General features: G+C 69.2%; 19 protein-coding genes and 2 pseudogenes. 9 read left to right on the plus strand and 12 right to left on the minus strand.

The genetic code is table 11. The annotated features are described in order from the left end of the window. The first annotated feature begins 16 nt into the window (after nt 1–16). The 3 genes from ACLJOO_RS34715 (at nt 17) to ACLJOO_RS34725 (ending at nt 4,011) form a co-directional block, all read left to right on the plus strand. The gene (locus tag ACLJOO_RS34715; protein WP_410791911.1) at nt 17–1,291 is read left to right on the plus strand and encodes an MFS transporter; all 1,275 of its coding nucleotides are present in this window, start codon (nt 17–19) and stop codon (nt 1,289–1,291) included. A gap of 46 nt (nt 1,292–1,337) precedes the next feature. Then, entirely contained in the window at nt 1,338–1,817 is a 480-nt protein-coding gene (gene soxR, locus ACLJOO_RS34720; RefSeq protein ID WP_327634983.1) for a redox-sensitive transcriptional activator SoxR, read from the plus strand. Nucleotides 1,818–1,884: 67 nt separating this feature from the next. After that, on the plus strand, nt 1,885–4,011 hold the full coding sequence (locus ACLJOO_RS34725; RefSeq protein WP_410791912.1) for a RecQ family ATP-dependent DNA helicase: 2,127 nt from the start codon (nt 1,885–1,887) through the stop codon (nt 4,009–4,011). Here the strand turns inward: ACLJOO_RS34725 and ACLJOO_RS34730 are convergent. The 4 genes and pseudogenes from ACLJOO_RS34730 to ACLJOO_RS34745 all read right to left on the minus strand — a co-directional run bounded on the left by ACLJOO_RS34730 (nt 4,008) and on the right by ACLJOO_RS34745 (nt 5,590). After that, a complete protein-coding gene (locus ACLJOO_RS34730; RefSeq protein ID WP_410792485.1) occupies nt 4,008–4,346 on the minus strand; it encodes a hypothetical protein in 339 nt (112 codons plus the stop codon). The genes ACLJOO_RS34725 and ACLJOO_RS34730 overlap by 4 nt on opposite strands. Nucleotides 4,347–4,455: 109 nt before the next feature. Then, nucleotides 4,456–4,539, minus strand: a pseudogene (locus ACLJOO_RS34735) (hypothetical protein); the annotation flags it as partial. Nucleotides 4,540–4,594: 55 nt separating this feature from the next. Continuing rightward, nucleotides 4,595–4,795: pseudogene (locus ACLJOO_RS34740) on the minus strand (sulfatase-like hydrolase/transferase); the annotation flags it as partial. A 9-nt stretch (nt 4,796–4,804) separates the two neighbouring features. Beyond that, complete coding sequence (locus ACLJOO_RS34745) at nt 4,805–5,590, minus strand: ArsR/SmtB family transcription factor (protein WP_410791913.1); 786 nt, start codon at nt 5,588–5,590, stop codon at nt 4,805–4,807. Nucleotides 5,591–5,690: 100 nt separating this feature from the next. Between ACLJOO_RS34745 and ACLJOO_RS34750 the strand changes: the two genes are divergently transcribed. The 3 genes from ACLJOO_RS34750 to ACLJOO_RS34760 are packed head-to-tail and all read left to right on the plus strand — an operon-like array spanning nt 5,691 to nt 7,987. Then, the gene (locus ACLJOO_RS34750) at nt 5,691–6,482 is read left to right on the plus strand and encodes a GNAT family N-acetyltransferase (protein WP_410791914.1); all 792 of its coding nucleotides are present in this window, start codon (nt 5,691–5,693) and stop codon (nt 6,480–6,482) included. 23 nt (nt 6,483–6,505) lie between these two features. Then, entirely contained in the window at nt 6,506–7,249 is a 744-nt protein-coding gene (locus ACLJOO_RS34755; RefSeq protein ID WP_410791915.1) for an SDR family oxidoreductase, read from the plus strand. A 3-nt stretch (nt 7,250–7,252) separates the two neighbouring features. Continuing rightward, entirely contained in the window at nt 7,253–7,987 is a 735-nt protein-coding gene (locus ACLJOO_RS34760; protein ID WP_410791916.1) for a MerR family transcriptional regulator, read from the plus strand. Here ACLJOO_RS34760 and ACLJOO_RS34765 read toward each other — a convergent pair. Then, nucleotides 7,938–9,494 carry an adenylate/guanylate cyclase domain-containing protein gene (locus tag ACLJOO_RS34765; RefSeq protein WP_410791917.1) on the minus strand — a complete coding sequence of 519 codons (1,557 nt, stop codon included), beginning with the start codon at nt 9,492–9,494 and terminating at the stop codon, nt 7,938–7,940. The two genes, ACLJOO_RS34760 and ACLJOO_RS34765, sit on opposite strands and share 50 nt — an antisense overlap. Nucleotides 9,495–9,623: 129 nt before the next feature. Between ACLJOO_RS34765 and ACLJOO_RS34770 the strand changes: the two genes are divergently transcribed. Continuing rightward, nucleotides 9,624–11,390, plus strand: coding sequence for a M1 family metallopeptidase (locus tag ACLJOO_RS34770; RefSeq protein WP_410791918.1), 1,767 nt, complete (start codon nt 9,624–9,626; stop codon nt 11,388–11,390). A 53-nt stretch (nt 11,391–11,443) separates the two neighbouring features. Beyond that, nucleotides 11,444–11,965 (plus strand): TrmH family RNA methyltransferase, encoded by a 522-nt coding sequence (locus tag ACLJOO_RS34775; protein ID WP_410791919.1) that lies wholly within the window; start codon nt 11,444–11,446, stop codon nt 11,963–11,965. Here ACLJOO_RS34775 and ACLJOO_RS34780 read toward each other — a convergent pair. After that, nucleotides 11,960–12,820 carry a GNAT family N-acetyltransferase gene (locus ACLJOO_RS34780; RefSeq protein WP_410791920.1) on the minus strand — a complete coding sequence of 287 codons (861 nt, stop codon included), beginning with the start codon at nt 12,818–12,820 and terminating at the stop codon, nt 11,960–11,962. The two genes, ACLJOO_RS34775 and ACLJOO_RS34780, sit on opposite strands and share 6 nt — an antisense overlap. A gap of 98 nt (nt 12,821–12,918) precedes the next feature. On the opposite strand from ACLJOO_RS34780, the gene ACLJOO_RS34785 reads away from it, so the two are divergent. Beyond that, entirely contained in the window at nt 12,919–13,605 is a 687-nt protein-coding gene (locus ACLJOO_RS34785; RefSeq protein ID WP_410791921.1) for a GntR family transcriptional regulator, read from the plus strand. A gap of 1 nt (nt 13,606) precedes the next feature. On the opposite strand, the gene ACLJOO_RS34790 is transcribed toward ACLJOO_RS34785, so the two are convergent. From ACLJOO_RS34790 to ACLJOO_RS34815, 6 genes are read right to left on the minus strand one after another with little or no spacing between them, the layout of a single operon-like run. Then, nucleotides 13,607–15,364, minus strand: a complete 1,758-nt coding sequence (locus ACLJOO_RS34790) for a gamma-glutamyltransferase family protein (RefSeq protein ID WP_410791922.1) — start codon at nt 15,362–15,364, stop codon at nt 13,607–13,609. Then, nucleotides 15,361–16,341, minus strand: coding sequence for an ABC transporter ATP-binding protein (locus ACLJOO_RS34795; RefSeq protein WP_410791923.1), 981 nt, complete (start codon nt 16,339–16,341; stop codon nt 15,361–15,363). The genes ACLJOO_RS34790 and ACLJOO_RS34795 overlap by 4 nt, the downstream gene beginning before the upstream one ends. After that, nucleotides 16,341–17,318 (minus strand): ABC transporter ATP-binding protein, encoded by a 978-nt coding sequence (locus tag ACLJOO_RS34800; RefSeq protein WP_410791924.1) that lies wholly within the window; start codon nt 17,316–17,318, stop codon nt 16,341–16,343. The genes ACLJOO_RS34795 and ACLJOO_RS34800 overlap by 1 nt, the downstream gene beginning before the upstream one ends. Further along, complete coding sequence (locus ACLJOO_RS34805; RefSeq protein WP_410791925.1) at nt 17,315–18,202, minus strand: ABC transporter permease; 888 nt, start codon at nt 18,200–18,202, stop codon at nt 17,315–17,317. The genes ACLJOO_RS34800 and ACLJOO_RS34805 overlap by 4 nt, the downstream gene beginning before the upstream one ends. Beyond that, nucleotides 18,202–19,155 (minus strand): ABC transporter permease, encoded by a 954-nt coding sequence (locus ACLJOO_RS34810; protein ID WP_410791926.1) that lies wholly within the window; start codon nt 19,153–19,155, stop codon nt 18,202–18,204. Before ACLJOO_RS34810 ends, ACLJOO_RS34805 begins: the two co-directional genes overlap by 1 nt. Further along, nucleotides 19,152–20,837 carry an ABC transporter substrate-binding protein gene (locus ACLJOO_RS34815; protein ID WP_410791927.1) on the minus strand — a complete coding sequence of 562 codons (1,686 nt, stop codon included), beginning with the start codon at nt 20,835–20,837 and terminating at the stop codon, nt 19,152–19,154. Before ACLJOO_RS34815 ends, ACLJOO_RS34810 begins: the two co-directional genes overlap by 4 nt. Nucleotides 20,838–20,870 lie beyond the last annotated feature (33 nt).

The following is a 20,870-nucleotide window of genomic DNA, read 5'->3' on the forward strand; positions in this document are numbered from 1 at the left end:
CGTCATCCTTGGTCGGGTGACGCAGATTCTGGAGACGAAGAAGACCCCTCGGGTGCACCTGGCCTGGGCGGTCGCTGTGGTCGGATTCGTGACGCTGATCGGCGCGGCCGGGTTCCGGTCGGTGCCGAGTGTGCTGCTCGATCCGCTGCATGAGGAGTTCGGCTGGTCGCATGCGACGATCTCGGCGGCGGTGTCGATCAACCTGCTGCTGTTCGGCGGGATCTCGCCGTTCGCCGCCGCGCTGATGGACCGGCTCGGGCTGCGGAAGGTGGTCAGCGGCGCGCTGGTCCTGATCGCGTTGGGCAGCGGCCTGACCGTCTTCATGACCGCGTCCTGGCAGCTGCTGCTCTGCTGGGGTCTTCTGGTCGGTGTCGGCACCGGGTCGATGTCGATGACCTTCGTGGCGACGATCACCGGGCGCTGGTTCGTCCACCGTCGCGGTCTGGTGACCGGGATCCTCACAGCGGCCGGTGCGACCGGTCAGCTGATCTTCCTGCCGTTGATCGCGTCCCTGGCGTCGAACTACGGCTGGCGAGTGCCCGCGCTCGTAGCAGCCGGTGCAGCGCTGGCCGTCGTACCACTGGTGCTGTTCTTCCTGCGGGACTACCCGAGTGATGTCGGGCTGCGTGCGTACGGCGCTCCGGAGGGCAGTACGGCGGGGCAGCGGGTCGAAACGACCGGTAGTAGTGCCATGCGAGCGCTCAACGCTCTGCGGATGGCAGCACGGCGGCCCGCATTCTGGATGCTGGCGGGCGGGTTCGCGATCTGCGGCGCGTCGACGAACGGTCTGATCGGGACGCACTTCGTGACGGCGGCGCACGACCACGGTATGCCGGTTACGACCGCTGCGTCGTTGCTGGCGCTGGTCGGTGTGTTCGACGTGGGCGGGACGATCCTGTCCGGGTACCTGACCGACCGATGGGACCCGCGGTACCTGCTGATCGCCTACTACTCGCTCCGCGGCCTGTCGCTGCTGGTACTGCCGTCGCTGCTCGGACCGACCGCTGCGCCGAGCACCTGGGTGTTCATCATCTTCTACGGGCTGGACTGGGTGGCGACCGTGCCGCCGACCGTGGCGCTGTGCCGCGAGTGGTTCGGCGAGGACGGGCCGATCGTGTTCGGCTGGGTGTTCGCGTCGCACCAGGTCGGTGCCGCGCTGGCCGCGACCGGCGCCGGAGCGATCCGGGACGCGCAGGGCAGCTACAACCTGGCCTGGTACCTGGCCGGCGGGCTCTGCGCGGCGGCCGCGTTGATGTCCGCGAGCATCGGACGTCGCCTCGTCACCGCCTGACTCCTTCCGCTAGCCTCGATATAAGTTGAGGTTGGAGGGATGAGCGATGGACATCGAGCCGGGTGAGTTGACGGTCGGGCAGCTGTCGCAACGCAGCGGCGTGGCGATCTCGGCTCTGCATTTCTACGAGCGGCAGGGGCTGATCATCAGCCGCCGTACGTCGGGGAACCAGCGCCGCTACAAGCGGGACACGTTGCGGCGGGTGGCGTTGGTCAGGATCGCTCAGCGGGTCGGCGTACCGCTCGCGGAGGTGGCCGCGATCCTCAAACTGCTGCCGGAGAACCGGACGCCGACGCGCGCCGACTGGGAGCGCATCTCGGAGTGCTGGCAGGCGGAGCTCGACCGCCGCATCGTGCACCTCGAACAACTCCGCGACGACTTCAAGGACTGCGTCGGCTGCGGCTGCCTCTCCCTCGACCGCTGCGCCCTCGCCAACCCGTACGACGCCCTGGCCGCCAAAGGACCGGGCCCTCGCCGCCTGATGACGACCGAAGGCGAACCCTGCCATCCAGGCAAGTGCGCCTGACCGCGTTATCCACAGGTGCTCGGCTCGGGGGCGCGCTTTGGGGGTGCGGGCGTCTAGGGTCGTCGGCATGGGCGAGACCGAGGCGACACTGACTCTGACCGACGACCGGGCAAAGGTTGCGGGTGACCTGATCCGGGCGATCGCGGGAGACGAAGCGCGCCTGCGGACGGATCAGGAGACCGCGGTCGCCGCGTTGTGCGATGCGGCGGCGCGGGTGCTCGTGGTCCAGGCGACCGGCTGGGGGAAGTCCGCGGTCTACTGGGCAGCGACGGCGATCCGGCGAGCCGAGGGGTTCGGGCCGACGCTCGTGGTCTCACCGCTGCTCTCGCTGATGCGCGACCAGGTGGCCGCCGCGAGCCGTGCGGGCCTCCGCGCCGCGACGCTGAACTCGAACAACATCGACGAATGGTCGAGCATCGAACACGATCTGCGTTCCGGTGCGGTCGATGTCCTGCTGGTCTCCCCGGAGCGCCTGGCGAACCCGGGCTTCGGACGGCGCGTGCTGGACGGTCTGGCCGGGCAGATCGGTCTGCTGGTCATCGACGAAGCGCATGCGGTGTCGGACTGGGGCCACGACTTCCGCCCGGACTACCGCCGGGTGTCCGAGGTCCTGCAGCAGCTGAACCCGAAGACGCCGGTGCTCGCGACGACCGCGACCGCCAACTCGCGCGTGACGGAAGACGTCGCGAAGCAGCTCGGTGAGTCGACGTTGGTACTGCGTGGTCCGCTCGCGCGATCGAGTCTGCAGCTCGCGGTCGTGGACGCGCTGTCGCCGCTGGATCGGTTCGCGTGGGTCGTCGATGTACTGCCGACGCTTCCCGGGTCGGGGATCGTGTACGCGTTGACGGTGGCGGACGCCCAGCGGCTGGCCGTGGTGATCCAGGAGGTCCACGGGCGGGATGTACCGGTCGCGGCGTACACGGGTCAGCTGGAGGCGGGGGAGCGGGAGCGTCTCGAGGACGCGCTGCGCGCCAACCAGTTGAAGGCGTTGATCGCGACGTCCGCGTTGGGGATGGGGTACGACAAGCCGGATCTCGGGTTCGTCGTGCATGTCGGGTCGCCGCCCTCGCCGGTCTCGTACTACCAGCAGGTCGGCCGTGCCGGTCGCGGCATCGATCACGCGGTGGTGGCGTTGCTGCCGTCCGACGCGGACGCGGGCGTGTGGGACTACTTCGCGACCGCGACGATCCCGGTGCCGGAGAACGTTCAGCGGTTGCTCCGGGCTTTGGAGAGCTACGGGCCGGATCAGCCCGCGACCGTGCCGGCGTTGGAAGCCGAGACCGGACTGCGTCGGACCCGGGTCGAGCTGATGCTGAAGCAACTCGCCGTGGACGGAGCCGTCGACCGGGTCGAGCGCGGGTGGGTCCGGACCGGCGCCGACTGGACGTTCGACGCGGCGCACTACGACGGCATCGTGTCGGTACGGCAGCGCGAGGCCGACATCATGCGCGCGTACACCCGCGGTGATCGTTGTCTGATGCAACTTCTCCAGGAATCCCTGGACGATCCGTCGGCAGAGCCGTGCGGCCGCTGCTCGGTGTGCCTGGGTGTGCTGCCGGAGCCGTTGGTGGAGCGGCCCGATCCGGAGACCGTCGCGACCATCACGCGGTCGCTGCGTGGCGAGGTCCACGTCCTGGAGACGCGGAAGATGTGGCCGGGCGGCGCGTTCGGCGCCCGCGGGAAGATCCCACCGGCTCTCTCCGCGGAGCCGGGTCGCATCATCGTGTACGCCGACGCGCCCGAGTGGCGCGAGGTGTTGCAAGGTGCGTTCAGCGGATCGCCCGCGCCCGATGCAGTCGAGGCGTTACAGGCCGGTGCCGTCGCGGCACTCTCTCGGTGGCGTGGTTCGTGGTCGGCCCGGCCCGACGTCGTCGTACCGCTCGCTGCCGGCGGCTACCGGGAGCTCACGTCCGCGGTTGCCGATCACGTTGCCGGGGTCGGCCGGTTGGAGCGGGCGGAGTTGACCATCGACCGGACCGGCTACACGGACGACCTGTCGTCGGCCGAGGAGGCGAAGGTCTGGCGGGACGGCATCCAGGTGGACGGGACGACAGCGCAGGCCGTCACCGCGCGTACGGTCCTGCTGCTCGTCGACTCTACGTCATCACAGTGGCCGGTCACCGTCGCCGCAGCCAAGCTCCGCGAAGCAGGCGCCGCCGCAGTTCTCCCACTCGTGATCCACAAACGTCCTTAAGAGGCTCGCCAGCTGGTGAGGGTGTCGCTCCAGGTCTGGTTCGCCGCGATGAGGGCGGTGAGGACCTCGGGGTGTTCGGTGGCGAGGTTGTGGGACTCGGTGGGGTCGTCGACGAGGTTGTAGAGGTGAGTGCCCGGGGTCTGCGGAGCGCCCAGGCGTTCGGCCGGGTCGGTGACGAGCTTCCACGCGCCGCAGCGGATCGCCTGCTGCCCGGCGTACTCCCAGGTGAGAGTGCGCTCGGGCGTGCTGCCGGTGAAGAGCGCGGTGCCGTCGACATCGGCTGGCGGGGTGAGGCCGGCTGCGGTCAGCACCGTCGGCGTCACGTCCATCATCATCGCGGGCTCGGCGGACGTGACGCCGGACGCCGGCGTACGCGATCTCCTCGCCGCCGAGCCAGTTGCGTTCCTCCGCCGACGGCCCGTTGTCCGACGAGAAGAAGATGATCGTGTCCTCGAGCCGCCCGGTCCGCTCCAACGCCTCGACGATCCGCCCGACGCCGTCGTGCACCCGGCTGATCATCGCCGCCATCACCTGCTGGTCCCACGGCAGGTCCGCGAGCGCCGAGGATGGACTCGACTCCGGCGTGTGCGGGGTGCCGGCCGGTCAGCAGCGCGGCCCGCGAGGGCGAGCAGACGGGGGAGTTCGAGTACCAGTCGGTCATCCGGACGCCGCGCGCGGCCAGCGCGTCGAGGTGCGGCGTACGGATGTCCGGGCTGCCGTAGCAGCCGAGGTCGCCCCAACCGGGGTCGTCGGTGTAGATGATCACGATGTTCGGACGGGGCACGCGGTACTCCTACTGCACGGCGGCGACGGATGTCTCCAGCAAGGATTTCAGGTCCGCCAGCAGGGCCGGCCAGCCGTCCTGGATCATGGTCCGGATCATGCTGTCCGGTTCGAAGCCGCTGTGGATCACGGTGAGCTTCACCTGATCGTCGACCGGCTCGAGCTCGAACGTTGCCGTCGACAACGGCTCACGGCTGATCCGCTCGTACGTCGCCTCGTCGATCTCGTACTTCTTCGCGAACTCGGGCGTGATGTGGTGCCAGGCGTAGGACAGTCGTGTGTACGGCGTGTGCTCGACCACCACCTGTCCCGGTCCGGAGATCACGACATCGCCCTGGTGCCACACCATCGGGGAGCCGGGCTTCCAGTCGGTCTCGTGGTGGAGCTGCCAGTACTGCTCGGTGAACACCGGGTCGGTGAGCGCCTGCCACAACCGCTCGGGCGTGGTCCGGATGTAGGTGGTGTAGACGAAATCGTTCTCGGTCATCTCATTCTCCAAAGCCGTCTTCAGGTCGGCGAACAGCTGCACCCGCCGACGGTCGTACTGATGGATCCAGCGATCGGCGATCGCGTTGATCGGCTCCGCGTTCAGGTGGTGCAGCTTCTCCCGGCCGCGCCACACGGTGCTGACGAGGTTCGCGCTCTCGAGGACGGCGAGGTGCTTGCTGACGGACTGCCGCGCCATGTCGAGCTCGGCGCACAGTTCGCGCAGCGTCTGCCCGTTGCGCGCGTTCAGCAGATCGAGCAGCCGTCGCCGGCTGGGATCCGCGAGCGCCCGGAACACCTCGTCGTCCATCGCACTCCGATCGCTTCATGCAGCCCTTTGGCTGCCTTTTCACAATAGGCAGCCAGTTAGCTGCATGTCAACCGCGGACCGCCTGGGCGAGGATGTCCGCGTGGAGATCGTGAGCCTGGGCTATCGGACCGACCTGTTGCTGCTGGAGCTGAGTGGCAGCACCTTCCACGACACCGGCGAGTACGTCGTGATCCGTACGCCGGCCAACCCCGGCTTCTGGTGGGGGAACTTCCTGCTGTACCGCACGCCGTTCGCCCCGGACGACACCAAGATCCGCCTCGACGACTTCCGCCGGGAGTTCCCGGACGCGGACCACGTTGCCATCGGCATCGATACCGTCGACGGCGAGCTCGGGGCCGAGAACGAGCTGACCGCCGCCGGATTCACAGTCGACAGCAGTGTCGTGATGACGGCCGATCGGGTCCTGCAACCGCGACGGCCCAACGCGGACTCGACGTACCGCTTCCTGAGCAGTGACGACGACTGGGAGCAGCTCTACCACCAGAGCCTCGCCACCGCGTCCATGAAGGTCGACGCGGCGTACGAGGACTTCACCCGGCGCAGGTTGGCGGCGAAGCGCGAGCTGGTCGATGCCGGTCACGGAAAGTGGTTCGGCGCGTTCGACGGGGATCGGCTGCAGAGTGCGCTCGGGTTGATGTTCGACGGCAAGGGGCTGGCCCGGTTCCAAGATGTGCAGACGTCCCCGGAGGACCGTGGTCGCGGGCTGGCGACCACGCTCGTCCACCACGCGTCGACGTACGGGCTGACCGAAGGCGGTGCGCGGACCCTGGTGATGGTCGCGGATCCGGAGTACCTCGCGATCCGGATTTATCGCTCGCTCGGATTCACCGACTCGGAGACCCAGCTCGGGTTCGCGAAGCCGCCTGCGTGACCCCCACATGAAACAGTAGGCCCATGACTGACGGACGTGGGGTTGTACTGGTCACCGGTGGAAGTCGCGGGATCGGCGCGGCCGCGTCGCTTGCTCTCGCAGCGGACGGCTGGGATGTCGGGGTCAACTATCGGACGCAGGCCGACGAGGCCGCGCGGGTCGTGAAGGCGTGTGAGGAGCGCGGCCGACGCGCGATCGCCGTCCAGGCAGATGTCACCGAGGCTGATCAGATCGAGCGGCTGTTCGACACGGTCACCGCCGAGCTGGGTCCGATCGGTGCCGTGATCAACAACGCCGGCGTCGTCTCGCCGGCCGGGCGGGTCGCGGAGTACGACGCTGAACGGCTCGACCGGGTGTTCCGGACCAACGCGATCAGCGCCTTCCTCGTCGCCGGCGCCGCGGTCCGCCGGATGTCGACGGCGTACGGCGGGGACGGTGGCGTCATCGTGAACATCTCCTCGCGCGCCGCAGTGCTCGGATCGGCCGGTGAGTACGTCGACTACGCGGCGAGCAAGGCGGCCGTCGACGCGCTCACGACCGGTCTGGCGAATGAGGTCGCGAAGGAAGGCGTCCGCGTCGTCGGTGTCCGGCCCGGCCTGATCCAGACCGACATCCACGAGCCGGGCCGCCTGGACCGCCTCGGCGCGACGCCGCCCTTGGCCCGTCCCGGCAAGCCGGAGGAGGTCGCCGAGGTGATCGCCTTCCTCGCCTCGAACCGCTCTTCCTACATGACCGGTACGACGGTCGACGTCTCGGGCGGCCGGTAACGGATGGGACTGCGGCCGGTAGACCTCGCGCGCCGGGCCGGGGTGTCGACCCAGCTCGTGCGCAACTACGAGGCGGCCGGGATTCTGCCTCCCGCGCCGCGGTCGGACACCGGGTATCGCCAGTACGGTCCTGAGCATGTCCAGGCGCTGCTGACCTACCGCGCCCTCTACCCGGGCTTCGGTGCGGAGACCGCCACCGAGATCATGCGTGCCGTCCACAACGGCGACGAGGCGCTCGCCTACAGACTGGTGGACGCGGCCCACGCCGCCCTGCACGAGCAGCGACTCGCCACCGACGCCGCCAGTGAGGCGCTCGGCGCGCTGGCCGCGGAGTACGTCGACGAACAACCGGGCGCCGGCCCGTCCCTCCTCGTCGGCGAACTCGCACACCGCCTGGGCATCCGTACGTCGGCTCTCCGCGTCTGGGAGGCCGCGGGCCTGCTCGCACCATCACGCGAACCGGGCACGAAGTACCGGCGCTACGGCCCCGAGGAAGTTCGCGACGCGCGGATCATCCATATGCTCCGCCAGGGCAGGTACTACTTCGAGCAGATCAAGCCCGTCCTGGACGGTCTCCGCCGTACCGGCAGCACCGACGCCCTACGCACCGCGATCGCCGAGCGCCGCGCCGCCCACGACCGCCAAACCAAGGCGATGCTCCACGGCGCCGCCCTCCTCCACGAGCTCATCACTGCGGGACAGCAAGACGCGTCGGCACCGACCGCCCTCGCACAGTGATCAGATCGCTCTGCCGCCACTGATCGGACTCTGCGGGCGCCGCCTTCTCGACCGCGGTCATCGACGCGATGAGTCGTCCTGGGGCTGTCTTGGCCAGTTCGCTCAGGCGTGCCGCCTCGTTCACCGGGTCGCCGATCACTGTGTACTCATGGCGCCGTACGTCGCCCACTGTGCCGGCGACGACGATCCCCGCTGTGACACCGATCCCCGCGGTTGCCTCCGGCAACTCGTCGGCGAGCCGCCGGGCCAGCTCCCGTCCCGCACTCAGAGCGCTGCCCGCCGGATCCGCCAGTTCGGCCGGTGCCCCGAAGACCGCCAGCACCGCGTCACCGGCGAACTTGTTCACAAACCCGCCCTGCCGATCCACCTCGGCCACCACGATCGCGAAGAACCGGTTGAGCAACTGCACGACCTCGGCCGGCGGCCGCTGCGCAGCCAGCTCGGTCGATCCGACCAGGTCGACGAACAGCACCGCGGCGTACCGCTCCTCGCCGCCGAGGCTGTCGCTGGTCAGCGCCTCCTGCACGACGTCCGGCCCGACGTACCGCCCGAACAGGTCCCGGATCCGCTCCCGCTCGCGCAGCCCGTCCGCCATTCGGTTGAACCCGGCCTGCAGCGACCCGAGCTCGGTGCCGTCGAAGACCGGGATGCTCACGTCGAGCCGGCCCTCGCCGATCAGGCTCAACGCGTCCCGCACCGACCGCACCGGCGCAACCACGGACTTCGCCGACAACCAGGTGAGCAGGCAACCGTTGCCGAGCGCCACGATGCCCAGGGCAAGAATCACGACCGAGAGCCGGGTCGAGGTGACGTCGCCCTCGATCAGCGCGAGTACGGCGGCCAGCATCAGGCCGGCCACGGGTACGCCGGAGCCGACCGCCCAGAAGAACACGGTGCGGGCCTTCAACCCGGCCGCGAGCAGACGCCGCGGCGGCGGCGAGTCCTCGAGCGCCCGCGCGGCGACCGGCCGGAGAGCGAACTCGGTCAGCAGATACGAGACCGAGCAGGTGACGATCATCCCGTCGAAGACGGTGACCGCGATCTTCGGCGCGCTCTCGGGCTGCAGGGTGATGCTGAGCACGGTGAAGAAGGCACAGGCTGCGAGCCAGAGAAGGACTTCGATCAGGGTGAGTCGCAGCGGCAACTGCAGGGTGGCGATCTGCTCCTTGCGGGTCGCGGGCCGGTCCTCCAGCACCCAAGCGGTCACCCGGCGGGTGAGCCGGGTGCTCCAGACGCAGCCGATCGTCATCGCGATCACGAAGAAGCCCGGGACCGCGATCGCCTCGGTCACCTTGAGCCGGTGATCCATCGGCGGTCCGGGCAGGACGAACATGGCCAGCACGAACACCACGGTCGCGCCGATCAGGTTGGTGCCGATCGAGAACGTCGTCATGAGGACCTGCAGGCGGACCCGGAGCAGCCGCGGGCTCTGGTCGGCCGGACCGAGCAACCACGAGCCGAACGGCCGCCGTTTCAGCACCAGCTCCGGATCCCCGTGGGTCGCCATGGCCCCTAGTCTGCCGTGTCAGGACCGTACGAGGGTTTTGGCACGGTGGTGCGGCTGGCCCAGATTGGTCGTCCGATCCGACCGGGACGTAGGTAGTGTTCCTCGGACGCCTCACTCGGGGAGCATCCCTTGACGCACGATCGCCACTCCTACGCCGAGCCGAATGTGGTTCGGACCACCCACCTCGAGCTCGACCTCGCGCTCGACTTCGACGAGAAGGTGCTGGCCGGCAGTGCCACGCACACTCTCGCCTGGACCGGTGCGACCAGCCGGCTCGTCCTGGACACCCGCGACCTCACGGTGCTGGGTGTCGAGGGACTGACGGCCGACGGCTGGGAGCCGCTGGAGTACAGCCTCGCCGTTCCGGACCCGGAGCTCGGCTCCGCGCTGACCATCCGGACGGCGGGCCACCCGCGGGTCAAGGTGAGTTACCGGACCGCGCCGATCGCGACCGGTCTGCAGTGGCTGGAGCCGGCGATGACGGCGGGCGGCGTGATGCCGTTCATGTTCAGTCAGTCGCAGGCGATCCACGCGCGCAGCTGGGTCCCGGTGCAGGACACGCCGAGCGTGCGGTTCAGCTATGCCGCGCACGTGACGGCGCCGCCGGAGCTGATGGTGCTGATGAGCGCCGACAACGGTACGACGTCGCGCCGTACCGGCTCGTACGACGTGGTGATGCCGGAGCCGATCCCGTCGTACCTGCTGGCGATCGCGGCGGGCGACCTGGTGTTCGAGCCGCTCGGCGAGCGGTCGGGTGTGTGGGCCGAGCCCGAGATGGCGCGGCGGGCGGCGACGGAGTTCGCCGACACCGAGGAGATGATGCGGGTTACCGAGGAGCTCTTCGGCCCGTACCGCTGGGGCCGCTACGACCTGCTCGTGCTGCCGCCCTCGTTCCCGTACGGCGGGATGGAGAACCCGCGGATGACATTCGCGACCCCGACCGTGGTGATCGGCGACAAGTCGCTGGTCAGCGTGATCGCGCACGAGCTGGCGCACAGCTGGTCCGGAAACCTCGTCACGCAGGACAGCTGGGACGACATCTGGCTCAACGAGGGCTTCACGTCGTACGTCGAGAACCGGATCGTCGAGGCTGTCTACGGCACCGAGTTCGCGGTGATGGAGACCGCGATCAAGCAGCACGCGACCGTGGTGAAGCTGGACCCGCTGACGCCGGCCGAGCTGGCGGTCGAGCTGCCGGGCCTGCACCACCGCTCGGAGTACCACGGGAAGACGTCGACCGGGCCGCTGAAGGGGTCCTGGTTCCTGTCCTGGCTGGAGGAGCGGTTCTCGCGGGAGGTCTTCGATCCGTTCCTGCGCGGGTATTTCGACACGTTCGCGTTCCGCAGCATCAACACCGACAACTTCGTGGAGCACCTGCGGGAGCACCTGACCGGGCCGCATTCGGGCGTGGTGACCGAGGCCGAGCTGGCGGCCTGGCTGTACGAGCCGGGGATCCCGGCGTTCGCACGGCGCGCGGTGTCGGCGCGGTTCCAGGTCGTGGACGAGGCGCGCGGTCTGTGGCTGACGACGGGCGAGCTGCCGCACGGTGCGGAGCGGTGGACGACGCAGGAGTGGCTGCGGTTCCTCGACGCGGCTCCCGACGTACTGAGCCCGGTGCTGTTGCAGCAGCTCGACCGTGCGTTCGGCCTGACCGGTACGGCGAACGGTGAGATCGCGCGGCGCTGGTACCAGATCGTTGCCGCGAGCAGCTATGAGGCGTCGTACGCCGAGATGGCCGAGTTTCTGACCAAGGTCGGACGGATGAAGCTCGTCCTCCCGGTCTACCAGGCACTGGCCGGCACCGACCGTGCGTTCGCGGCGGAGGTCTTCGCGAAGGCGCGCCCTGGGTACCACCCGATCACGACTGCGGCGGTGCAGAAGATCCTGGGCCAGTAGACTAGGTCCATGATGACGCGAATTCCTGACGGGAGGATCGATCCCGCTGCTCGATGAGCGGGATCCGGGTGCGGAGCCGCAAGGACCTCAAGCACCAACGCCGCCGCAAGTCCCACTCGTGCTGGGACCATCTGCTGATCGCGCCGCTCTGGCCGATGTACGACGTGAACCTCGGGACACTGCTCCGTACCTGTGATGCGGTCGGCGCCTGTCTCGCCGTACCGAAGCTGCCGTGGGTGCCGGATGCGCTTGCCAAGGGCAACACGCTGCGCAGACGGACCTGCCTGCACTGGACCGGGCACGACCCGGTGCGCTGGCTGATCGATCAGCGGAGCAGACCGGACACGACGGTGATCGGGGTCGAGCTGGCCGACGAGGCGATTCGGCTGGCCGATCTGCCGCCGGCGCGGAACCGGACGATCGCCGTCCTCGGGCACGAACGCACCGGAATCCCGCCCGAGGCGGTCGACGAGCTGGACGTCGTGGTGGAGATCCCGATGATCGGGACCGGCGCCAGCCTGAACGTCGCGGTCGCCGGTTCGCTCGTGCTGTACCGCCTGGCCGGGCTGCTATAGGTCGAGCGTACGGCGGTGTACCTCGTACTGCGGCCGGTAGCCGAGCCGGTCGTTGGTGCGCCGCATGGCCGTGTTGGTGTCGACCGTGTCGGTGCGGAGGCCGTCGAGATCGGGGAACCGGCGACAGGTCTCGTGGATCTGGGCGGCCTTCATCCACAGCGCGAGTCCGCGGCCGCGATGCTCGGGGAGGACGGCGGTGCCGTAGTTCTGCCCGTCGCCCTTCCCGTCTCCCGCGACGACGACCTCGGTGAAGCCGGCGATGCGGCCCGTGCTGTCGATCGCCGCGACAACCGAGAGACGCTCGCCGCGCTGCTCGATCAGCTGTGCGGCGTACCTGGTCCGCTCGACGTCCCACACGTCCACACCGGCGTCGATCGTGCCCGACGGCGCGTCGTTCATCCCTGCGCGCGCGTCCGTGAAGGTCTGCACCAGTTCATCAGGCGGCGCACCCTCCCAGGACACCAGCCGGTAGCCCGGGACCTCCGGTACGTCGGGAGTCCTCGTCGACAGATCCAGCCGCGCGTAGATCAGCGTCAGACCGATCGTGAACCCGTGCCGCTGCAGGAACCGGTCGCCGACCGAGTTGACGTCGACATCCGTGACCAGCGTCCGTACGTCGTGCTCGCGGGCGCCGGTGACGACGGCGCCGAGCAGCAGTGAGCCGATCCCGCGGCCGCGCTCGGCCGGGTGCACGTTGATCTCCGCGTCGCCCAGGTGCGCATGGGTCTTGCGGCTGCTGAGGCGCAGGAACGCGGAACCGACCGGCGTACCGTCGGCCTGCGCGGCCAGCCAGGCGATCCGGCGGCTGAACGGCTTGTAGTCGGGATCGGTCAGGGGAATCAGTCGGATGCTCAAGCCGTCAACATAACGCTGTCCCGGGATCACGTGCCGGGTGGCGATCGATCCGCTAGCGTGGCGCGGAGGCCTAACGGGGAGCGGGGAGAGGAGCCAGGGTGGAGCAGCTGGACGAGGACGCCCGGCGGGACCGGATGATCCGCACGATCGGTGCCGATCACATCGCGCTCCGCGAGCAGGTCCTCGCGGAACTGCGGCGGCGGATCGTGGACGGTGAGTACCACGAGGGCGAGCGGCTGACCGAGACCCGGCTCGCGGACGACTTCGGGGTGTCACGGAACCCGGTCCGGGAGGCACTGCGCGTGGTGGAGGCCGAAGGTTTCGTGCAGATCCTTCCGCGCCGGGGCGCGGTCGTTGCGACCCTCGACGAGACCGCGGTCCGCGATCTGTTCGCCGTACGGGAGCAACTCGAGACGCTCGCTGCCGGCCTCGCGGCCGAGCGCGCGACGCCCCAGGGGATCGCGACGCTGCGCCGGCTGGTCGAGGAGGCGAACGCCGCCGCGAAGGCCGAGGACTTCGACCGGGTCGCCGAGCTGAACAGCGCGTTCCACCGGGCCGTGATCGAGGTCAGCGGGAACCGCTGGCTGCACTCGATCTCGACCGCGATGTACCACCACGTGCACTGGGTGTTCCGGGTCGGCGCGGCCCAGCGGGCGCCACACTCGACCGAGGAGCACATGCGGCTGGTCGAGGCGATCGAGGCCGGCGACGCGACGGCCGCGAGCACGGCCGCCCGCCTCCACGTCGAAGCCGCCGCCAAGGCCGCCCTCCGTCGAAAAGCCTGACTCAGCGGCCCACTGCGTAGCCCTGCATGCCGCGTGGGTTGGCCGCCGCCGCCAGCACCCCGTCGGCTTCCTTGCGGACCGCGCACAGCCGACCGAGGCTCCACGGATCGGACTCGGTCACGACGTGCCCGCGCCGTACCAGCTCGTCGCGGATGTCCTTGCCGACCCGGCTCTCGATCACGAGCCCACCCGGCTCCGTGGAGCGCGGGTAGAACGACGACGGGAAGCCGGTCGTATGCCAGGCAGGCGCGTCGATCGCCTCCTGCAGATCAACTCCCGCGCCGAGATGCCGCAGCAGGAACAGCAACTGCCACTGATCCTGCTGGTCTCCACCGGGCGACCCACACGCCATCACCGCCTGCCCGTCCCGCAAAACAAGCGTCGGCGTGAGAGTCGTCCGCGGACGCTTGCCAGGAGCGAGCGAGGCCGGCAGCCCCTCCTCGAGCCAGAACATCTGCGCACGACTGCCCAGGCAGAACCCGAGCTCAGGAATCGTCGGCGACGACTGCAACCAGCCGCCGCTAGGAGTAGCCGAGATCATGTTGCCCCAACGGTCGACCACATCCACATGACAAGTGTCGCCACGCGTCTCACCGATCGAGGACACGGTCGGCTCGCCAGTCGTCGCGTCACCCGTCTCGTTGCCGGTAGCAATTGAAGCCAGCTTCGGCGTCCGCCCGTCGGGGCTGCCCGGCCGCAGCTCCAGCGAGGCGTCCGAGCCGATCAGCTTCGCGCGCTCGGCGGCGTACCCGGGGGAGAGGAGCGTGTCGAGCGGTACGTCGGCGCCGTCGCCGTACCAGGCCTCACGGTCCGCGTACGACAGCTTCATGACCTCGACCGTCGTGTGTACGCCCTCGGCGGTGTCGAGGTCGACGTCACCGAGCTCCGCGAGTACGGCGAGGGACTGCAGCAGAGCCGGACCCTGACCCCACGGACCGGTCTTGGCGACCGTGTACCCGTTCCAGTCGTACGTCGCCGCGTCCTCCCAGGTCGCCTCGAATGCGGCCAGGTCGGCGCCGGTGATCAGGCCGGCGTGGTCCTCGCCGCTGGAGTCGCGATGCGGCAGCCGCGAGAACTTGTCGATCGCCTCCGCGACGAACCCTTCCCGCCAGGTCTTCCGTGCCTGTTCGATCTGCGCCTGCCGGTCAGCTCCGGCCGCCTCGCCCTCGCTGACGAGCTTCTCGAGCGTCGCGGCGTACGCCTCATTGCTGAACCGGCCGGTCACCGGGCTGCCGTCCTTGAGCCAGAGCGCGGCGGACGTCGGCCAGTGCTCCTCGAAGAGCTGCTGCACGGTGCCGATGGTGTCGGCGATCCGCGGTACGAGCGGGTGCCCGTTGCGCGCGTAGTCGATCGCCGGCTCGAGTACGACGCTCAACGGCAGCGTGCCGTGGTCACGCAGCAGGAGCAGCCAGGCGTCGACCGCGCCGGGAACCGTGGCCGCGAGCGGACCGGAGCCGGGCACCAACGTGAGACCGAGTGACCGGTAGTGCTCGATGGTCGCACCGGCCGGCGCGACGCCCTGACCGCACAGCACCCGCGGCGACGGGTCGTCGGCGGTCGCGATGATCGCCGGCACCTCACCGCCCGGGCCGTTGAGGTGCGGCTCGACCACGTGCAGTACGAACCCGGCCGCGGCTCCCGCGTCGAACGCGTTCCCGCCGAGCTCGAGGATCCGCATGGCCGACTGCGACGCCAGCCAGTGCGTGGACGAAACCATCCCGAACGTGCCACGCAGCGTGGGCCGGGTGGTGAACGTCATGGGGCAACTCCTTCAGTCGGTCGTACGTCGGGGCCGGTGCCGTCGTCGTTGACGAGATGACACGCGACCTGATGTCCACCTTCGCCGATCGTCCGCGGTTCCGGGACGACTGTCCGGCATGTGTCCACCGCGACCGGGCACCGGGTGTGGAAGCGGCAGCCGGGCGGCGGGTCGATCGCCGACGGGAGGTCGTCACCGAGCAGCACGGGTCGGCGGGCGCGCTGCTCAGCAGGATCGGGTACGGGCGCGGCGGACAGGAGCGCCTGCGTGTAGGGATGGGCCGGCTTCCCGAAGATTCTCGAGCGCGGGCCCTGCTCTACCAGCTGACCGAGATACATCACCGCAACCTCGTCGGCGAGGTACTCGACCGCGGACAGGTCGTGCGTGATGAACAAGCACGCGAACCCGAGATCGCGCTGCAGGTCGGCGAGCAGATTGAGTACGGCGGCCTGCACCGAGACGTCCAGCGCACTGGTCGGCTCGTCCGCGACCAGCAGCCGCGGTTCGGAGATCAGGGCACGCGCGATGCTGACCCGTTGCCGCTGACCGCCGGACAGTTCGTGTGGTGCGCGCTGCGCGACTTCCGGGCGGAGGCCGACCCGGCGCAGCGACTCGGAGACTTTGGCGGAGATGTCCTTGCGGCGCATCAGGCGGAGCGGTTCGCCGACGATGTCGCCGACGGACAGCCGCGGATCGAGCGAGCCGGCCGGGTCCTGGAACACGATGGACACGTCACGGCGGTGCGGCCGCAGCTGGCGGCGGCTGAGGTGGGTGATGTCGGCGCCAGCGAGACGGACGGTGCCGCCGGTCGGTTCGAGCAATCTGACGATGCAGCGGCCGACGGTCGACTTGCCGGAGCCGCTCTCACCGACGAGCGCGACGACGGACCCTTGCCGGATCCGTAGCGTCACGCCGTCGACCGCCCGGACTGGTCCGAAATGCATGACGAGGTCTTCGACCTCGAGGGCGTCGTCCATCAGACCTCCACTCGTTCGCGGACCGGGTTCCAGCACGCGACGCGGTGCGGACCGTCGGTGAGCTGCGGCTGGGACGACGTACAGGTGTCGACGGCCCGGGCGCAACGATCCGCGAACGTGCAGGCGTCGGGTTGCTCGCTGAGGACCGGGACGAGGCCGGGAATCTCGTTCAGTCGCTGGGATTCCGCGTGCCGGCCGGCCGCGGGGGAGGCGCCGAGCAGTCCGACGGTGTACGGGTGCTCAGGGTGTGCGAACAGGTCATGGACCTCGGCGGTCTCCACGACGCGTCCGGCGTACATGACCGCGACCCGGTCGGCGAGGTCGGCGACGACACCGAGATCGTGCGTGATCAGCACGATGCTGGTGCCGAGTCGTTCCCGCAGACCCCGCAGCACGTCGAGGATGCCGGCCTGGATCGTGACGTCGAGGGCCGTGGTCGGCTCGTCGGCGATCAGGACCTTCGGGTCGCAGGCGACCGCCATCGCGATCATTACGCGTTGCCGCATGCCGCCGGACAGCTGGTGCGGATAGTCGCCGACGCGGCGCTCGGCGGACGGGATGCCGACGAGCTTGAGCAGTTCGATCGCGCGGGCGTGCGCCGCCTGGCGGTTCAGGCCGATATGCGTCCGCAGTACCTCGATGATCTGGTGGCCGACGGTGAAGACCGGGTTCAGCGAGGTCATCGGCTCCTGGAAGATGTACGCGACCTCGCGGCCGCGGATGGAGCGGAGCGTGCGCTTGTCGGCGCCGATCAGTTCGGTCCCGTCGAGTTCGACGGAGCCGTTGACGGTCGCCGTACGGGGGAGCAGGCCCGCGATGCTCATCGCGGTGACGCTCTTCCCGCAGCCGGATTCACCGACCACCGCGAGCACTTCGCCGTCACCGACGTCGAAGCTGACCCGGTCGACCGCCGACAACGGCCCGTCCTCTGTCCGGAAAGTGACGGAGAGATCCTTTACTGCCAAGACAGGTTTCATCGTCGGCTCGCCTTCGGGTCGAGGGCGTCGCGGAGGCTGTCGCCGACGATGTTGAACGCCAGCGTGAGCAGCATGATCGCGACACCGGGCATCACCGCGGCCCACGGCGCCCGGGACGCGAACTGCTGCGCGTCGGCGAGCATCGTGCCGAGGCTCGGAGCGGGTGGCTGGATGCCGAGGCCGAGGAACGACAGCACCGCCTCGCCGAGGATCGCCGCCGGGATGCCGACGGTGGCCTGGACGATGATCGCGGAACCGGCGTTCGGGAAGATGTGCCGGCCCAGCACCCAGGCGTCACTCGCGCCCTCGACGATCGCCGCGGCGACGAAGTCGAGCGACTTGATCCGCAGCGTCTCGGACCGGACGATCCGGATCATGCCGGGGATCTGCGCGATGCCGATCGCGATCGCTGCGTTGCCAAGGCTGGCGCCGCGGATCGCGGCCAGCCCGACCGCGAGGATCAGGAACGGGAACGCCAGCACCAGGTCGGTGAGCCGGGAGATGAGCGCGTCGACGGTCCGGAAGTACCCGGCGATCAGCCCGAGCGGTACGCCGACCACCAGCGAGAACGCGACCGCGAGGACACCGACGTGCAGTGACGCGCGGAGCCCGAACATGATCCGCGAGAGCACGTCGCGGCCGAGGTCGTCGGTGCCGAGCAGGTAGCCGGCCGTGCCCGGTGGGGCGAACGCGCGGTCGAGGTGGGTCTGGGTGGGCTCGTGCGGTGCCAGCCAGTTCGCGAACACGGCGAGGATCACCGCGATCGCTAGCACTGCTAGCCCGGTGAGGGCGAGTGGGTTGTGCAGGATCCGGCGTGCCACTCGGCGGCGGTTGCTGCGGAGCGGTGCAGTCGGCACGGCTTCGGTTACTTCGGCGACTGCCATCAGGCCTCACCTCGCACGCGGATGCGCGGATCGATCACGGAGTACAGGAGGTCGACCAGCAGATTGATGACGATGTACGCCGTCGCGGTCACCAGGACGACCGCCTGGATGACGGGGTAGTCGCGCTGGAAGACGGCGTCGACGGTCAACTTGCCGAAACCGGGGAGTGCGAAGATCCGCTCGGTGACGACGGCGCCGGAGATGAGCGCGCCCAGTTGGAGGCCGACGATCGTGACGACCACGATCAGGCTGTTGCGCAGGGCATGCTTCCCGACGACGGCCTTGGGCGGGAGGCCCTTTGCTTCCGCCGTACGGATGTAGTCGGCGGACAGCGCGTCGAGCATCGACGACCTCGTTTGGCGCATGATCACGGCGGAGAGACCGGTGCCGAGGATCAGCGCCGGGAGGATCAGGTGGTGGAGGTTCGCGACCGGGTTGGTGAAGAACGGGACGAAGCCCGAGGCGGGGAAGAGGCCGAGGGCAACGGACAGGTACAGGATCGCCATCAGCCCGAGCCAGAAGTGCGGAACCGAAAGTCCTAGCAGTGCCAGCGCGTTCGCGGCCCATTCCGCCGGCCGCCCACGACGTACGGCGGCCACCACGCCGGCCCCGACTCCGATCACGCTCGCGATCAGAATCGCCAGCACCGACAGCTCGATCGTCACCGGCAACGCGCTGACGATCATCGACCGCACCGGCGTACCGGTCCGGATCGACTGCCCGAGATCACCGCGCGCCGCATGACTCACGAACTGCCAGAACTGCACGAGCCACGACTGGTCCAGGCCGTACTGTTCCCGGATCGCCCGCAGCGACTCCGGATCCCGATCCTCACCCGCCAGCGCCAGCGCCGGATCCCCCGGCAACGCCCGTACCCCGACGAACACCACGATCGTCGCGAGCACGAGCGTCACCGCGGACTGCCACAACCGATTGAGGAGATACCGCCTCACTTGGCGAAACCTGCGAAGGCGGTGCGGATCACGCCATCCGGGTAGACCTGGATGCCGAGGAGCTTCTTGGAGACGCCGGTCAGATTGCGCTGGCGGTACATGTAGATGATCGGGTCGTCCTGCTGCAGCAAGGTGGTGACCTGGCCGTAGAGCTTCACGCGCTCGGCCTGGTCGGTGGACTGGCGCGCGTCGGTGAGCAGCTTGTCGAGGGCCGGGTTGCTGTAGCCGGAGACGTTCTGGCTGCCGGTGGTGCCGACGAAGTTGAAGATGTTCGCGTCCGGGTCGACCCGGCCCGACCAGCCGAGCTGCAGCAACTCGAAGTCACCACGGTCCTGCTGGTCCAGCAGAGCGGCGTACTCGACCGGCTTGATGACCAGCTCGAACCCGGCGTCCTTCACCATCCCCTGCAGCGCCTGTGCAAGCCGCAGACTGTCCGGGTTGTTGGACGTGATCATCTCGACCTTGTACGGCGTCTTCACGCCGGCGTCGGCCAGCAACTGCTTGGCTTTCGCGGGATCGTGCGCCGGGCACACCTGCGCCGCGTCGGACGTGAACTCGCTCTTCGGCGAGATCGGCGAACAGGCGACCGTGTTGAGGCCGTTGAAGATCGACTTCACGAGCGCTTCCCGGTCAATCGCCAGCGCCAGCGCCTGCCGCACCTTCGGGTCCTTCGCGATCGGGGTGTCGAGCTGCTTCATCGGGGTGCCGATCCCGTTGGCGTTCCCGATGTTGATGGTCAGGCCCTGGTACCCGAGCGACTGCGACTGCAGCACGCTGACACTGTCGTCCTTCTGCAGCGCGGGCGCGTCCTGCGACGACAGCGAGTCCGCGACCTGCGCATCCCCGGACTTCAGGTTCGCGGACCGGATGCTGGAGTCGGTGATGATCCGGTACTCGATCGCGTCCAGGTGCACCTTGGCGGCGTCGTAGTACAGCGGGTCCTTGACGACCTTGATCGAGTTCTGCGCGACCCGGCTGGCGAACTTGAACGGGCCGACGCAGACCGGCGCGTTGGAGAAGTTCGCCCCGAGCTTCGCGACCGCGGCCGGACTGAGCACCATCCCGGCCCGGTCGGCCAGCGCGGCGGTCAGCGGGGCGAACGGCTTCGACAGCTTGATGACGACGGTCTTCGGGTCCGGCGTCTCGATCGAGGTGACCGGGCCGAGCTCGCTCTTCCGCGCCGAGCCGGCCAGCGTGAGATCCCGGTTCAGCGAGATCTTGACAGCGTTCGAGTCGAACGTGCCGCCGTCGGCGAACTTCACGCCCTCCTTCAGCGGGATCGTCAGGCTGAGGCCGTCGGACGAGACCGTCGGCAGCGCGGTCGCCAGCTGCGGGACCAGCTTGGCGTCCGGGCCGAGGTCGTACAGCTTCTCGCACATGGTGTGGAAGACGTACCGCGAGTACAGGCTGCGCGACAGCGTCGGGTCGAGCTTGTCCGGGTCGGCGGAGAGCGCGACCGTCAGCGTGCCGCCCTGCTTCACCTGCGCCGCGTCGGCCGCCTCACCGAACACGTCCTGCCCGGCTGACGACTGCCCGCTCGACGGATTGTCACCACCGGCCGGCTCGACCGGCGAGCAGGCCGTCGCCACCAGGGCCAACGCAACGACGGCCGCGCCGATCCCAGCCGCGGTACGGCGGCGGGTGCCGGAGGTAAAACGGTTCAGTCCGAGTCGACGAGTCATCGCTGTAGCTCCTGAGTAGGCGGGTTCTTGTCG

The sequence above is a fragment of the Kribbella sp. C-35 genome, assembly GCF_046549195.1.
GTDB lineage: Bacteria > Actinomycetota > Actinomycetes > Propionibacteriales > Kribbellaceae > Kribbella.

Coding starts and splice junctions, on each gene's coding strand:
- soxR (WP_327634983.1), top strand. CDS start 1,338: ATGGACATCGAGCCGGGTGAGTTGACGGTCGGGCAGCTGTCGCAACGC.
- ACLJOO_RS34725 (WP_410791912.1), top strand. CDS start 1,885: ATGGGCGAGACCGAGGCGACACTGACTCTGACCGACGACCGGGCAAAG.
- ACLJOO_RS34730 (WP_410792485.1), bottom strand. CDS start 4,346: ATGATGATGGACGTGACGCCGACGGTGCTGACCGCAGCCGGCCTCACC.
- ACLJOO_RS34745 (WP_410791913.1), bottom strand. CDS start 5,590: ATGGACGACGAGGTGTTCCGGGCGCTCGCGGATCCCAGCCGGCGACGG.
- ACLJOO_RS34755 (WP_410791915.1), top strand. CDS start 6,506: ATGACTGACGGACGTGGGGTTGTACTGGTCACCGGTGGAAGTCGCGGG.
- ACLJOO_RS34760 (WP_410791916.1), top strand. CDS start 7,253: ATGGGACTGCGGCCGGTAGACCTCGCGCGCCGGGCCGGGGTGTCGACC.
- ACLJOO_RS34765 (WP_410791917.1), bottom strand. CDS start 9,494: ATGGCGACCCACGGGGATCCGGAGCTGGTGCTGAAACGGCGGCCGTTC.
- ACLJOO_RS34775 (WP_410791919.1), top strand. CDS start 11,444: ATGAGCGGGATCCGGGTGCGGAGCCGCAAGGACCTCAAGCACCAACGC.
- ACLJOO_RS34790 (WP_410791922.1), bottom strand. CDS start 15,364: ATGACGTTCACCACCCGGCCCACGCTGCGTGGCACGTTCGGGATGGTT.
- ACLJOO_RS34795 (WP_410791923.1), bottom strand. CDS start 16,341: ATGGACGACGCCCTCGAGGTCGAAGACCTCGTCATGCATTTCGGACCA.
- ACLJOO_RS34800 (WP_410791924.1), bottom strand. CDS start 17,318: ATGAAACCTGTCTTGGCAGTAAAGGATCTCTCCGTCACTTTCCGGACA.
- ACLJOO_RS34805 (WP_410791925.1), bottom strand. CDS start 18,202: ATGGCAGTCGCCGAAGTAACCGAAGCCGTGCCGACTGCACCGCTCCGC.
- ACLJOO_RS34815 (WP_410791927.1), bottom strand. CDS start 20,837: ATGACTCGTCGACTCGGACTGAACCGTTTTACCTCCGGCACCCGCCGC.